Below are 13,403 nucleotides of genomic sequence, written 5' to 3'. Positions count from 1 at the left end.
CGTCCCGGGCTGCATTCCCACGCGGAGCGTGGGAACGATCATTACGCAGGAGACATCTCTTGGGCCAGGCCAAGAAACGCCGCCGGCAACCGCGCGCCCTTTCTTTCCTTCAGGCAATACAGATACTCCGGAATCTGCGGCGCATTCTCGATGGTCAGCACGCGCAACTGCGGATCATGCGGCACCTCCTGCCGCGCAATGATGCTGATACCGATATTGCGCAGCACGGCTTCACGAATCGACTCACGGCTGCCGATCTCCAGCAACGGCCCGAAACTGACCCCGGCGCTGGCCAGCAACTCTTCGGTCAAGCGCCGCGTGGTCGAACCCGGCTCGCGCATCAACAACGTATGCCCGGCCAGCGCGTTCAGCGTCACATGTTCCTGCGCCGCCAACGGATGATTGCGATGCACCGCCAGCACCAGCGGATCGGTGCCGAGTACCCGGCGAATCAACCGCGCATCGTCGAGCAACTGCGACGATGCCGCGACATCCACGCGGTAATCCTCCAGCGCTTCGAGCACTTGCTGCGAATTGCCGATCTCCACCGACACTTCCACCTGCGGCAAACGCTCGCGGAAGGTTTTTACCAGATCGAGGATGTAATACGGCGCCGTCGCGGCAATGCGCAGCGTGCCTTGGACCTGCCCACTGTTGCGCAGGAAAAACTCGATGTCCGCCTCTTGCTGCAACAGGGTCTTGACCATCGGCAGCAAGCGCGCGCCTTCGTCACTGACGCTTAAACGGCGCCCGCCTCGGTAGAACAACTCCACCGAATACTGGCTTTCCAGGTTACGAATCTGCGTGGTCACGGTCGGTTGGCTGAGGCCGAGTTTTTTCGCCGCCAGCGTGATGCTGCCCAGGCGGGCGACCATGTAAAACGCTTTCAGCTCGGCACTCAGCACAACCATCCCTCATTGTTATTTGCGCAACAGGCGCAAACCGTTGAACACCACCAGCAGGCTCACGCCCATATCGGCAAACACCGCCATCCACATGGTGGCCAGCCCGGCGAAGGTTACCGCAAGAAAGATCGCCTTGATCACCAGCGCCAGTGCGATGTTCTGTTTGAGGATGCTCGCGGTGTCGCGCGACAAACTGATGAACGCGGGGATCTTGCGCAGATCGTCGTCCATCAGGGCGACATCGGCGGTTTCGATCGCCGTGTCGGTGCCGGCGGCGGCCATGGCGAACCCGATCTCGGCACGGGCCAATGCCGGGGCATCATTGATGCCGTCGCCGACCATGCCGACCCGGTGGCCCTGCTTGTAAAGATCTTCAATGGCTTGCAGCTTGTCGGTCGGCAGCAAATCGCCGCGCGCCTCGTCGATCCCGACCTGGGCGGCAATCGCTTGTGCGGTGTGGACGTTGTCGCCGGTCAGCATCAGGGTTTTCACCCCGAGTGCATGCAACTGACGAATCGCTTCGCGGCTGGTTTCCTTGACCGTGTCGGCCACGGCGAACAGCGCCAGCGGGCCTGATTTGTCGAGTAGCAACACCACGGATTTGCCCTGCTTTTCCAGCGCGAACAGCTTCTCTTCCAGCTGCGGTGAGCACAGGCCAAGCTCTTCGACCAGACGATGGTTGCCCAAGTGATAAGTCTGGCCGTTGATGTCGCCTTTGACGCCCCGCCCGCCTAGCGCCGCAAAGTTATCCACAGTCAGCGCGGCAAAATCTTTATCCACAGCGGCACTGGCAATCGCCAGCGACACAGGATGATCGGAGCGCCCGGCCAGCGCGGCAGCGATTGCCGGTGCCGTGGCGTCTGCCGTCGGCTCGAGCGACAGGTAATCGGTCTGCACCGGTTTGCCGTGGGTGATCGTGCCGGTTTTATCCAGCGCCAGATAATCGAGCTTGAAACCGCCTTCCAGATACACGCCGCCCTTGACCAGAATGCCCTTGCGCGCGGCTGCCGCGAGGCCACTGACGATGGTCACCGGGGTGGAAATCACCAGTGCGCACGGGCAGGCAACCACCAGCAACACCAGCGCGCGGTAGATCCAGTCGAACCACGCCGCGCCCATGAACAACGGCGGGATGATCGCCACGGCCAAGGCGAAGACGAAGACCGCCGGGGTGTAGATTTTCGAGAATTGGTCAACGAAACGCTGAGTCGGCGCCCGTGCGCCCTGGGCCTGTTCGACCGCGTGAATGATCCGCGCCAGGGTCGAGTTGTTCGCCGCAGCGGTGACCGTGTATTCCAGCGAGCCGGCCTGATTGATGGTGCCAGCGAAGACTTTGTCGCCGACAGTTTTCTCCACCGGCAGGCTTTCGCCGGTGATCGGCGCCTGGTCGATGGTCGAGCTGCCGCTGACCACCGCGCCGTCCAGCGCGATGCGCTCGCCGGGTTTTACCCGCACGCGGGCGCCGAGATCGACGCTTTTCACTTCTTGTTCGCGCCAGTTGCCGTCGGCCTGCAATACCGTGGCTTGCTCGGGAGTCATTTGCATCAAACCACTGATCGCATTGCGCGCGCGGTCCAGCGAGCGTGCTTCGATCAGCTCGGCGACGGTGAAGAGGAACATCACCATCGCCGCTTCCGGCCACTGACCGATGAGGATCGCGCCGGTTACGGCGATGCTCATCAGCGCATTGATGTTGAGGTTAAGGTTCTTCAGGGCAATCCAGCCCTTTTTATAGGTGCCGAGGCCGCCGCTGAGGATCGACACCAGCGCAACAATCGCCACCACCCAGTCGGGGGCAGCGCTGGTGAAGTGGATGACTTCGGCGCCCAGCGCGGTCACACCGGACAGCGCCAGTGGCCACCAGTGTTTTTTCACCGCAGCCGGGGCCGGCGCATCGACACCCGCCTCCAGCGGCTCGGCATGCATGCCGAGGGACTTGATCGCTTCGGTGATCGGCTCGGTGCCCGGCAGATTGTGGGTCACGCCAAGTACGCGGTTGATCAGATTGAATTCCAGCTGCTGCACGCCGGCCAGTTTGCCGAGTTTGTTCTGGATCAGCGTCTGCTCGGTCGGGCAGTCCATTGCCTCGATGCGGAAGCTGCTCAGGCGCGCGTCGGCGCTGGTCTTTTCGCTCAGTTGCACCAGGGCAGGCGCTGCGGCTTTCGACGAGCAGCAGGAATCTTCGTGCGAATGAACCGGGGCCGGCGCAGCTTTCGAAGCGCAGCAGGAATCGCCGCCGTGCGAATGTTTATGCACCGGCTGCAATTCATGACTGTGATCGTGGCCGTCGCCGGGCTTGTGGGTGTGCAGGGAATCACTCATTGGTCGCGTCCATGAAGGTGCCTGTTGCCAAGTAAAGACCCTGTAGCCACTATAGGGTCAAGCACCCTTTTGGAGATGGCCGTCATGAAGATCGGCGAACTGGCGAAACTCACCGACTGCGCCGTGGAAACCATCCGCTACTACGAGCGCGAAAACCTCCTGCCGGAACCGGCGCGCAGCGACGGCAACTACCGCGTCTACACCCAGGCCCACGCCGAGCGCCTGACCTTCATCCGCAACTGCCGCACCCTCGACATGACCCTCGAAGAAATCCGCAGCCTCCTCGCCCTGCGCGACAGCCCGCAGGATCAGTGCGAGAGCGTCAATGCGCTGATCGACGAACATATTCAGCACGTGAAAACGCGAATTGACGGGTTATTGGCGTTGCAGACACAACTGCTCGACCTGCGCCAACGCTGTGGCGAAGGGCCGGAGGCGGATCAATGCGGGATCTTGCAGCGGCTGGAGGTGAGTGGCGGGGTTGTCGCGGCCGAAGTCGAACACTCCCATGTGGGCCGCAGCCACGGCCACTGACGGGCGAAGCTCGTTCCCACGCTCCGCGTGGGAATGCCGCCATGGACGCTCCGCGTCCAAAGTGACGCAGAGCGTCACGGGATTCATTCCCACGCGGAGCGTGGGAACGATCAATGGTGACTAGACCGCCATCGGCGCGGTCATCGGCGGATGGTGCTCATAGCCTTCCAGCGAGAAATCGCTCGGCTCGACCAATTCCAGCCACTCCGGCTGATATACGCCAGTCTTGGCAAACTCCGGCACGCGATCGGAGATCTTCAGTTTCGGCATGGCAAACGGCTCGCGCTTGAGCTGTTCGTTGAGCATGTCCAGGTGGTTCTCGTAGACGTGCGCATCGCCGATGAAATAGGTGAACCAGCGCGGCGTGTAGCCGGTCAGGCGACCGATCAGGCTCAGCAGCGCGGCGCCCTCGGTGAGGTTGAACGGCGTACCCAGACCCAGATCGTTGGAGCGGATGTAGAGAGTCAGAGAAATCTCTTTGGTCTCGACGTTCGGGTGGAACTGGTACAGCAGATGGCATGGCGGCAGGGCCATTTCATCGAGCTGGGCGACGTTCCAGCCGTGGAACAGAATGCGGCGGCTGCCCGGATCGTTGATGATCGTGTCGACGCACTGGCGCACCTGATCGATGGCTTTGTACAGCACCACGTAGGCCTGGCCATCTTCTTCGCCCTGGGCGATCTGCTTGTAGCCGTTGGCCAGGGTTTGTTCAATGGCGGCGGTGTTGCTCAGCGGGATCTGCTTGTACGCCGGCCACTTGCGCCACTGCACGCCGTAGATTTCACCGAGGTCGTCGTCGCCCTGACGGAACGGGTTGGCCAGCCATTGCGCGTTTTCGTTGGCGTTCTGGTCCCAGACCTTGCAGCCCAGCGCGCGGAATTCAGCGGCGTTGTTCACGCCACGCAGAAAGCCGCACATCTCGCCGATGGCCGATTTGAAAGCCATTTTGCGCGTGGTGATCGCCGGGAAACCTTCCTGCAGATCGAAACGCAGCATTGCTCCCGGAAAACTGATGGTGTTGATGCCGGTGCGGTTGGCCTGCTTGGTGCCGTTCTTTATGACGTGCGAGACCAGTTCGAGATATTGCTTCATGAGTTACCTGTGTCCTTGGAGCCCCGGCGTCGCGCGCCGGGGTTCGTAGTTTAAGCCGTCGGCGCGAGCGGTGCTGCCGGGGCGCGACGATAGGCCAGCCAGATCAGCAACAGCCCGCCGACAATCATCGGCACGCAGAGCACCTGGCCCATGGTCAGCCAGTTCCACGCCAAGTAGCCCAACTGCGCATCCGGGACGCGAACGAACTCGACGATGAAACGGAAGATGCCGTAGAACAGCGCGAACATGCCGGAGACCGCCATGGTCGGGCGCGGTTTGCGCGAGAAAATCCAAAGAATAAGGAATAGCGCCACGCCTTCGAGGGCGAACTGATACAGCTGCGACGGGTGACGCGGCAACTGCGCCGGATCGCTGAACGGCGGGAATACCATGGCCCACGGCACGTCGGTGGCCTTGCCCCACAACTCGGCGTTGATGAAGTTGCCGATGCGCCCGGCGCCCAGACCGATCGGCACCATCGGCGCGACGAAGTCCATCAGCTGGAAGAACGACTTGCCATTGCGCTTGCCGAACCACAGGGCCGCGAGCATCACGCCGATGAATCCGCCGTGGAACGACATGCCGCCCTTCCACACTTCGAAAATCAGCGTCGGGTTGGCCAGGTACGCGCTCAGGTCATAGAACAGCACGTAACCCAGACGGCCACCGACGATCACGCCCATCGATAGCCAGAACACCAGATCGGAGAGTTTCTCCTTGGTCCAGGTCGGGTCGAAGCGGTTGAGCCGGCGCGACGCCAACAGCCACGCGCCGCCGATGCCGATCAGGTACATCAGACCGTACCAGTGGATTTTCAGCGGACCGATGGCCAGGGCCACCGGGTCGATCTGCGGGTAAGGCAGCATTGCGACTCCTTGTTAGAGTTGAAAGCGAAATTCCCGGGCGACGCTGCCACCTCAGGATTAAGCCAGGATTGCCACGCGGTCAGAGCAGAAAGCTCAAACCCACGCAGAACAGCAAAGCGGCGAACAGCCTTTTCAGCAAGCGCGGCGACAACCTGTGTGCCAGACGCGCACCGAGCCGAGCGAAGACCATGCTGGTCAGGGCGATGCCCAACAATGCCGGCAAATACACAAAACCGAGACTATGGGCCGGCAACAACGGATCGTGCCACCCCAGAATCATGAAACTTGCTGCACTGGCCAAAGCGATCGGCAAGCCACAGGCCGATGAGGTCGCCACGGCCTGCTGCATCGGCACGCTGCGCCAGGTCAGAAACGGCACGGTCAGCGAGCCGCCGCCAATGCCGAAAATCGCCGAGGCCCAGCCAATCACCGTACCGGCAGCGGTCAGACCGAGTTTGCCCGGCACCGTTCGGCTGGCCTTGGGTTTGACATCCAGCGCCAGTTGCACGGCGATCACCAGAGCGAACAGACCGATGATCTTTTGCAGGTTCGGTCCGGAGATGGCTTCTGCGGTCAGCGCACCGAAACCGGCGCCGAGCAGAATGCCCACGGTCATCCAGCGAAAAATCGCCCAGCGCACCGCGCCCCGGCGGTGATGCTCACGCACGGCGTTGACCGAGGTGAATATGATCGTCGCCAGCGACGTCCCTACCGCCAAGTGCGTAAGAATCGACTGATCGAAGCCCTGCAAAGTGAAGCTGAACACCAGCACCGGGACGATGATGATCCCGCCGCCAACGCCAAACAGCCCGGCGAGCACGCCCGCACAGGCACCGAGCGCCAGGTAGAGCAGAAATTCCATGACCGTCTCCAGCACGCATCGGCAAAACAGGAGCGGCATGTTAACGGATGCGCAGCCTTCTGCTCCACTGGCGATGGATGCACGGACGCCGGATGCGTAGAGTGGGCAAAAAACACACAAGGACCACCTTATGTGCCTGATTGTTTTCGCCTGGCGCCCGGGCCATGCCCAGCCGCTGATCGTCGCGGCCAACCGCGACGAGTTCTACGCCCGCCCCAGCCTGCCATTGGCGCCGTGGCCCGAGGCGCCGCATGTGCATGCCGGGCGTGATCTTGAAGCTGGCGGCACGTGGCTGGGGATCGGCACCAACGGACGCTTCGCCGCGCTGACCAATATTCGCGATCCACAGCAGCCACCGGCGACCAAATCCCGGGGCGAACTGGTGGCGCGCTTTCTTGCTGGCGATCTATCGATTGATGATTATTTGAGCGATGTGGTGGCTCGTGCCGCCGAATACGCCGGGTTCAATCTGCTGCTGGGCAATGCCCATGAGTTGTGGCACTTCAATGCGCGGGCGTCAGAGCCGGTGATGTTGCAGCCTGGAGTCTATGGGTTATCCAATGCCGGACTGGATACACCGTGGCCAAAACTGCTCAAGGCCAGGGCGGCATTGAGCGCGGTGCTGGACGATCCGCAGCCTGAGCGATTGCTGGCCTTGCTGAGCGATGCGCAGACCGCACCCGAGGCGGAGTTGCCGGATACCGGGGTAGGCATGGCGACGGAGTCGTTGTTGTCGAGCGTGTTTATTGCCAGCCAGAGTTATGGCACGCGAGCGAGCACAGCGTTGATCGTGCAGGCAGACGGCACGCGGCGGATGGTAGAGCGCAGTTTTGGGCCGTATGGCGGGCATCTCGGCGAGGTGGAGATTGTGGTTTAGCGGTGCCTGAATTGGCGCCTTCGCGAGCAGGCTCGCTCCCACCTGGGTTTCGTGATCGATACGAATCCCTGTGGGAGCGAGCCTGCTCCGGGCGGCGTTCCGACGAAGAGGGCATCAGCCTTTTAGAGAGCCTTGGTCACCACCGGCGAATTCATCTTCGCCAACCCGAGATTCTTCAGCGCCAGTTGCAGCGAGCTGTGGATAACCTGCGGGTTATCGATCTTCATCAGTTCCGCCAGCATCTCCTGCGCCTTGCTCAGGTTCACCTGACGCAACATCCACTTCACCTTCGGCAGGTTGGTGGCGTTCATCGACAGGCTGTCGAACCCCATCGCCATCAACAGCACCGCCGCCGCCGGATCACCGGCCATCTCGCCGCAGATGCTCACCGGCTTGCCTTCGGCGTGGGCGTCAGTGACCACGGTTTGCAGAGCTTGCAGCACCGCCGGATGCAGATAGTCGTAGAGGTCGGCGACGCGCGGGTTGTTGCGGTCTACCGCCAGCAGGTACTGGGTCAGGTCGTTGGAGCCGACGGAGAGGAAGTCGACCATCCGCGCCAGTTCCTTGGTCTGGTACACCGCTGCCGGGATTTCGATCATCACGCCGATCGGCGGCATCGGCACGTCGGTGCCTTCGTCGCGCACTTCGCCCCAGGCACGGTGGATCAGGTGCAGGGCTTCTTCGAGTTCGTGAGTGCCGGAGATCATCGGCAGCAGAATCCGCAGGTTGTTCAGGCCTTCGCTGGCCTTGAGCATCGCGCGGGTCTGCACGAGGAAGATTTCCGGGTGGTCGAGGGTGACGCGGATACCGCGCCAGCCGAGGAACGGGTTGTCTTCCTTGATCGGGAAGTACGACAGCGATTTGTCACCGCCGATGTCGAGGCTGCGCATGGTCACCGGTTGCGGGTGGAACGCGGCGAGCTGTTCGCGGTAGATCGCCAGCTGTTCCTTCTCGCTCGGGAAGCGCTGGTTGATCATGAACGGCACTTCGGTGCGGTACAGGCCGACCCCTTCGGCGCCACGCTTCTGCGCCCGCGCCACATCGGCGAGCAGGCCGGTATTGACCCACAGTGGCATGCGGTGGCCATCGAGGGTCACGCACGGCAGGTCGCGCAGGGTGTCGAGGCCCAGCGCCAGTTGTTTCTCTTCCTCGACGACTTCGGCGAACTGCTTGCGCAGCACTTCGCTGGGGTTGGTGTAGACCTCGCCACGGGTGCCGTCGACGATCATTTCGATGCCGTCGACCTTGGCGTACGGCAGGTCGACCAGGCCCATCACCGTCGGAATGCCCATGGCCCGGGCCAGAATCGCGACGTGAGAGTTACCCGAGCCGAGTACCGAGACCAGACCGACCAGCGTGCCTTCCGGCACCTCGCCGAGCATCGCCGGCGTCAGCTCTTCGCTGACCAGAATGGTTTTTTCCGGGTAGACCAGGTTCTGCTGACGCTCTTCCTGCAGATAGGCGAGCAAGCGGCGGCCAAGGTCTTTGACGTCCGAGGCGCGCTCGCGCAGGTAGGCGTCGTCCATCAGTTCGAAACGGTTGACGTGCTCAGTGACCACCTGACGCAGCGCGCCCTGAGCCCACTGCCCCGTCTTGATCACCGTGGTGATTTCGCTGCCCAGCGAGGCATCGTCGAGCATCATCAGGTAGACGTCGAACAGCGCGCGCTCTTCCGGGCGCAGTTGGGTGGCGAGTTTGGCGGACAAGGCGCGCATGTCGGCGCGCACGCCTTCGATGGCGGTCTTGAACAGCGCCAGCTCAGCGTTGATGTCGGTGATGGTCTTGTCCGGCACCACGTCCAGGTCTGCCGGCGGCAGCATGACCACGGCGGTACCGACGGCAGCACCCGGCGAACCCGGCACGCCGACGAACTTGGCTTCCTGAATCCCCTTGCCCTGCCGGCCCAGACCACGGATCGAACCGGTGGCCTCGGCGTGGGCGATTACGCCGGCGAGCTGCGCGCTCATGGTCACGAGGAAGGCTTCTTCACCTTCGTCGAACTGGCGGCGTTCTTTCTGTTGGATGACCAACACGCCGACGACGCGGCGGTGGTGAATGATCGGTGCACCGAGGAACGAGGCGTAACGCTCTTCACCGGTCTCGGCGAAGTAGCGATAGCGCGGGTGAACCGAAGCGTTCTCGAGGTTCAGGGGTTCTTCACGCGTGCCGACCAGACCGACCAGACCCTCGTTGGGGGCCATGCTGACCTTGCCGATCGAGCGCTTGTTCAAGCCCTCGGTAGCCATCAGGACGAAGCGGTTGGTTTCCGGATCAAGCAGGTAGACCGAGCAGACCTGGCTGCCCATGGCCTCTTTGACGCGCAACACAATAATCCCCAACGCCGCCTTGAGATCCTTGGCGGAGTTAACTTCCTGGACGATCTTGCGCAGCGTATTGAGCATGGCTCGGGGTCGAACTCCGTCGTCAGTCGCGCGCTAAAAGGCGCGGGGCAAGCTCTTTGAGAGCGCGTCGATACACCTCGCGCTTGAATGTCACCACCTGGCCCAACGGATACCAATAGCTGACCCAGCGCCAGCCATCGAACTCCGGTTTACCGGTCAGATCCATCCGCACCCGCTGCTCGTTGGAGATCAGGCGCAGGAGAAACCATTTCTGTTTCTGGCCGATGCACAGCGGTTGGCTGTGGGTACGCACCAGGCGTTGCGGCAAACGATAGCGCAACCAGCCTCGGGTACAGGCCAGTATTTCAACATCTTCACGTTCCAGGCCAACTTCTTCGTTCAGCTCGCGGTACAAGGCGTCTTCCGGCGTCTCCTCGGGGTTGATCCCCCCTTGCGGAAACTGCCAGGCGTCCTGATTGATACGGCGAGCCCATAGCACCTGGCCGGCGTCATTCGTCAGAATGATCCCGACATTGGGGCGGAAACCATCGGGGTCGATCACGGCAACAACCTCGCAAACGCATGTCGCCGCATTGTTCCACAAAGCTTGATCAGGCGGCAACGAAGGTTCCTACCTTATGTGCACTCTTGTGAAAAGACCGTATTCTTGTCGCCTTTTTTACTGACTTTTCAGCGGGTAACTGCAATGCGCCTGGCTTTATTCGATTTGGACAACACCCTTCTGGGCGGCGACAGCGATCACGCTTGGGGCGATTATCTGTGCGAGCGCGGCTTCCTCGACCCGATCGCCTACAAGGCGCGCAACGACGAGTTCTATCAGGATTACCTGGCCGGCAAGCTCGACAACGCCGCCTACCTGAACTTCTGCCTGGAAATTCTCGGCCGCACCGAAATGGCCGTACTCGACGCCTGGCACAGCGATTACATGCGCGACTGCATCGAGCCGATCGTGCTGCCCAAGGCACTGGAGCTGCTGAAAAAGCACCGCGATGCTGGCGACAAACTGGTGATCATCACCGCCACCAACCGTTTCGTCACCGCGCCGATCGCTGTGCGCCTGGGCGTGGAAACCCTGATCGCCACCGAATGCGAAATGGTCGACGGCCGCTACAGCGGGCGCAGCACCGACATTCCGTGTTTCCGTGAAGGCAAGGTCACGCGCCTCAATCGCTGGCTGGAAGAGACCGGGCATTCGCTTGAGGACAGCTATTTCTATAGCGATTCGATGAATGATCTGCCGCTGCTGGAACAGGTGGCGAATCCGGTGGCGGTGGATCCTGATCCGAATCTGCGGGCCGAAGCCGAGAAGCGTGGCTGGCCGGTGATCAGTCTGCGCGGCTGACTCCGCCTTCGCGAGCAAGCCCGCTCCCACAGGGAATTTGTGAACGACACAGATCCAATGTGGGAGCGAGCTTGCTCGCGAATGGGATCGACGCGGTCTCAAGCCTTAAACCGGCTTGGCCCCCATCAACGCCGCTATGGCGACAAATCCGACGCCGCTGACAATCGCCAGGGCCAGATTGAATGTGCGGTTGCCCACCCCGCTTGTCCACAGCCGATCCAGCCGGACCAGCAGCCAGACCGCGCTGAGCGTGGCCACGGCATAGATCACGCTGGAACCCAGAATCCACAATTGGCCCAATGGCCAGCCCACCAGGTGTACCAGCCACCAGCCGGTGAAAGGCATGCTGAGCATGCCGATCAGCATCAGACACCAGATGAACAGCCACGGACGGCGCATCGTACTGGCCGGGCCTTCGCTGCGATTACGCCAGGTCAGGGCGGCGAGCACCAGCCCGCTCACGAGGATGACCACGGTCGCCGCGGCGTGGAGGACTTTCAGGGTGGTCAGGGTTTCCATGTCGTTCTCTTCCGTAGATCCATGCCCATCAGCGTAGCCGCTCAGCCAAGAAACAGCTGATAGGCCGGGTTGTCGCTTTCATCCCAATACGGGTAGCCGATTTCCGCCAGTGCCGCCGGCACCAGATGACGTTCGTCATGGGGCACTTGCAGGCCGGCGACCACGCGGCCGTCCGCTGCGCCGTGGTTGCGGTAGTGAAACATCGAGATATTCCAGCGCCCGCCGAGCTTGTTGAGGAAGTTGAACAAGGCTCCCGGACGCTCCGGGAATTCGAAGCGCAGCACCACTTCATCGACCACCTGCGCCGCGCGGCCGCCGACCATGTGGCGGATGTGCAGCTTGGCCAGTTCGTTGTCGGTCAGGTCGATAACCGGGAAACCCTGCTCGGTCAGGCTCGCCAGCAAGGCGCTGCGCGGATCGTTGTCCGGGTGGGTCTGCACGCCAACAAAGATGTGTGCTTCGCTGCCGGTGTTGTAGCGGTAATTGAATTCAGTGATCTGGCGCTTGCCGATGGCTTCGCAGAAGGCCTTGAAGCTGCCGGCCTTTTCCGGAATGGTCACGGCGATGATCGCCTCGCGACCTTCGCCCAGTTCGGCGCGCTCGGCGACGTGGCGCAGGCGGTCAAAATTGACGTTGGCACCGGAGTCGATGGCGACGAAAGTCTGGCCGCTGACGCCACGCTGCTCAACATACTTCTTGATCCCGGCCACGCCAAGCGCGCCGGCAGGTTCGGTGATCGAGCGGGTATCGTCGTAGATATCCTTGATCGCCGCGCAGATCTCATCAGTGCTGACGGTGATCACCTCATCAACGTAATCCTTGCAGATCTCAAAGGTGTACTGGCCGATCTGCGCCACCGCCACGCCGTCGGCGAAGATGCCCACGGTCGGCAGAACCACGCGCTCGCCCGCTGCCATCGCGGCTTGCAGGCAGTTGGAATCGTCCGGTTCGACGCCAATCACCTTGATGTCCGGACGCAGGTATTTCACGTAGGCCGCGATACCGGCGATCAGGCCGCCACCGCCGACCGGGACGAAAATCGCATCCAGCGGCTGCGGGTGCTGACGCAGGATTTCCATGGCCACGGTGCCCTGCCCGGCAATGGTGTGCGGATCGTCGTACGGGTGGATGTAGACGTAGCCTTTTTCATCGACCAGTTTCAGCGAATAGGCCAGCGCTTCCGGAAACGAGTCACCGTGCAGCACCACTTTGCCGCCGCGCGAACGCACGCCTTCCACTTTGATTTCCGGGGTGGTCTTGGGCATGACGATGGTGGCTTTGACGCCCAACACTTTCGCCGCCAGAGCCAGACCCTGCGCATGATTGCCCGCCGAGGCGGTGACCACACCTCGGGCGCGCTCTTCGTCGCTCAGTTGCGTCAGCTTGTTGTAGGCGCCGCGAATCTTGAACGAAAACACCGGCTGCAAGTCTTCGCGCTTGAGCCAGATGTCGTTGCCCAGCCGCTCGGAGAGCTGGCGAGCGTTCTGCAGCGGGGTTTCTACGGCAACGTCATAAACGCGCGAGGTGAGGATCTTTTTGACGTACTGTTCGAGCATCGGAAAGCATCACTGAGCGGGTTGGGCAGGGCCAAGGAGTCTAACCCGGCTTTCGGGCGCACGACCACACGGATCCAGAGGTTTTATGCGCCCAAAAAGATCGCAGCCTTCGGCAGCTCCTACACTTTGGAACGCATTCCCCTGTAGGAGCTGCCGAAGGCTGCG

12 protein-coding genes are annotated in these 13,403 nt (G+C 61.9%); 3 read left to right on the top strand and 9 right to left on the bottom strand.

Translation table 11 applies throughout. The features are described 5' to 3' along the window. Positions 1–41: 41 nt before the first annotated feature. Both F8N49_RS18370 and F8N49_RS18365 read right to left on the bottom strand, forming a co-directional pair. On the bottom strand, positions 42–905 hold the full coding sequence (locus F8N49_RS18370; RefSeq protein WP_038861192.1) for a LysR family transcriptional regulator: 864 nt from the start codon (positions 903–905) through the stop codon (positions 42–44). Positions 906–920: 15 nt separating this feature from the next. After that, complete coding sequence (locus F8N49_RS18365; RefSeq protein ID WP_151552044.1) at positions 921–3,227, bottom strand: heavy metal translocating P-type ATPase; 2,307 nt, start codon at positions 3,225–3,227, stop codon at positions 921–923. Positions 3,228–3,311: 84 nt separating this feature from the next. Between F8N49_RS18365 and cadR the strand changes: the two genes are divergently transcribed. Further along, positions 3,312–3,761: a Cd(II)/Pb(II)-responsive transcriptional regulator gene (gene cadR, locus F8N49_RS18360; RefSeq protein WP_151552043.1), complete on the top strand. Its 450-nt coding sequence runs from the start codon at positions 3,312–3,314 to the stop codon at positions 3,759–3,761. Between the two features lie 120 nt (positions 3,762–3,881). On the opposite strand, the gene F8N49_RS18355 is transcribed toward cadR, so the two are convergent. The 3 genes from F8N49_RS18355 to F8N49_RS18345 all read right to left on the bottom strand — a co-directional run bounded on the left by F8N49_RS18355 (position 3,882) and on the right by F8N49_RS18345 (position 6,581). After that, positions 3,882–4,853 carry a thymidylate synthase gene (locus F8N49_RS18355; protein ID WP_073471007.1) on the bottom strand — a complete coding sequence of 324 codons (972 nt, stop codon included), beginning with the start codon at positions 4,851–4,853 and terminating at the stop codon, positions 3,882–3,884. Between the two features lie 50 nt (positions 4,854–4,903). Further along, on the bottom strand, positions 4,904–5,719 hold the full coding sequence (gene lgt, locus F8N49_RS18350) for a prolipoprotein diacylglyceryl transferase (protein WP_016772683.1): 816 nt from the start codon (positions 5,717–5,719) through the stop codon (positions 4,904–4,906). A gap of 79 nt (positions 5,720–5,798) precedes the next feature. Continuing rightward, complete coding sequence (locus F8N49_RS18345) at positions 5,799–6,581, bottom strand: sulfite exporter TauE/SafE family protein (RefSeq protein WP_151552042.1); 783 nt, start codon at positions 6,579–6,581, stop codon at positions 5,799–5,801. A 130-nt stretch (positions 6,582–6,711) separates the two neighbouring features. On the opposite strand from F8N49_RS18345, the gene F8N49_RS18340 reads away from it, so the two are divergent. Further along, positions 6,712–7,458 (top strand): NRDE family protein, encoded by a 747-nt coding sequence (locus tag F8N49_RS18340; protein WP_151552041.1) that lies wholly within the window; start codon positions 6,712–6,714, stop codon positions 7,456–7,458. Between the two features lie 122 nt (positions 7,459–7,580). On the opposite strand, the gene ptsP is transcribed toward F8N49_RS18340, so the two are convergent. Continuing rightward, positions 7,581–9,860, bottom strand: a complete 2,280-nt coding sequence (ptsP, locus tag F8N49_RS18335; RefSeq protein WP_024014698.1) for a phosphoenolpyruvate--protein phosphotransferase — start codon at positions 9,858–9,860, stop codon at positions 7,581–7,583. A gap of 22 nt (positions 9,861–9,882) precedes the next feature. Further along, positions 9,883–10,362, bottom strand: coding sequence for an RNA pyrophosphohydrolase (locus F8N49_RS18330; protein ID WP_003229203.1), 480 nt, complete (start codon positions 10,360–10,362; stop codon positions 9,883–9,885). 144 nt (positions 10,363–10,506) lie between these two features. On the opposite strand from F8N49_RS18330, the gene F8N49_RS18325 reads away from it, so the two are divergent. Then, positions 10,507–11,163, top strand: a complete 657-nt coding sequence (locus F8N49_RS18325; protein ID WP_073471005.1) for an HAD family phosphatase — start codon at positions 10,507–10,509, stop codon at positions 11,161–11,163. 105 nt (positions 11,164–11,268) lie between these two features. On the opposite strand, the gene F8N49_RS18320 is transcribed toward F8N49_RS18325, so the two are convergent. Together F8N49_RS18320 and ilvA are read right to left on the bottom strand one after the other, a co-directional pair. Further along, positions 11,269–11,682, bottom strand: a complete 414-nt coding sequence (locus F8N49_RS18320; protein WP_151552040.1) for a DUF2269 family protein — start codon at positions 11,680–11,682, stop codon at positions 11,269–11,271. Positions 11,683–11,723: 41 nt separating this feature from the next. Further along, positions 11,724–13,238 (bottom strand): threonine ammonia-lyase, biosynthetic, encoded by a 1,515-nt coding sequence (ilvA, locus tag F8N49_RS18315; RefSeq protein ID WP_071172186.1) that lies wholly within the window; start codon positions 13,236–13,238, stop codon positions 11,724–11,726. Positions 13,239–13,403: the final 165 nt, after the last annotated feature.

Origin of the sequence: Pseudomonas sp. GXM4, from assembly GCF_008923895.1 — a bacterium.
GTDB classification, from domain to species: domain Bacteria; phylum Pseudomonadota; class Gammaproteobacteria; order Pseudomonadales; family Pseudomonadaceae; genus Aquipseudomonas; species Aquipseudomonas atacamensis.
Note: the sequence above shows the minus strand (reverse complement) of the source record. Positions and strands in the feature narration are given on the sequence as shown.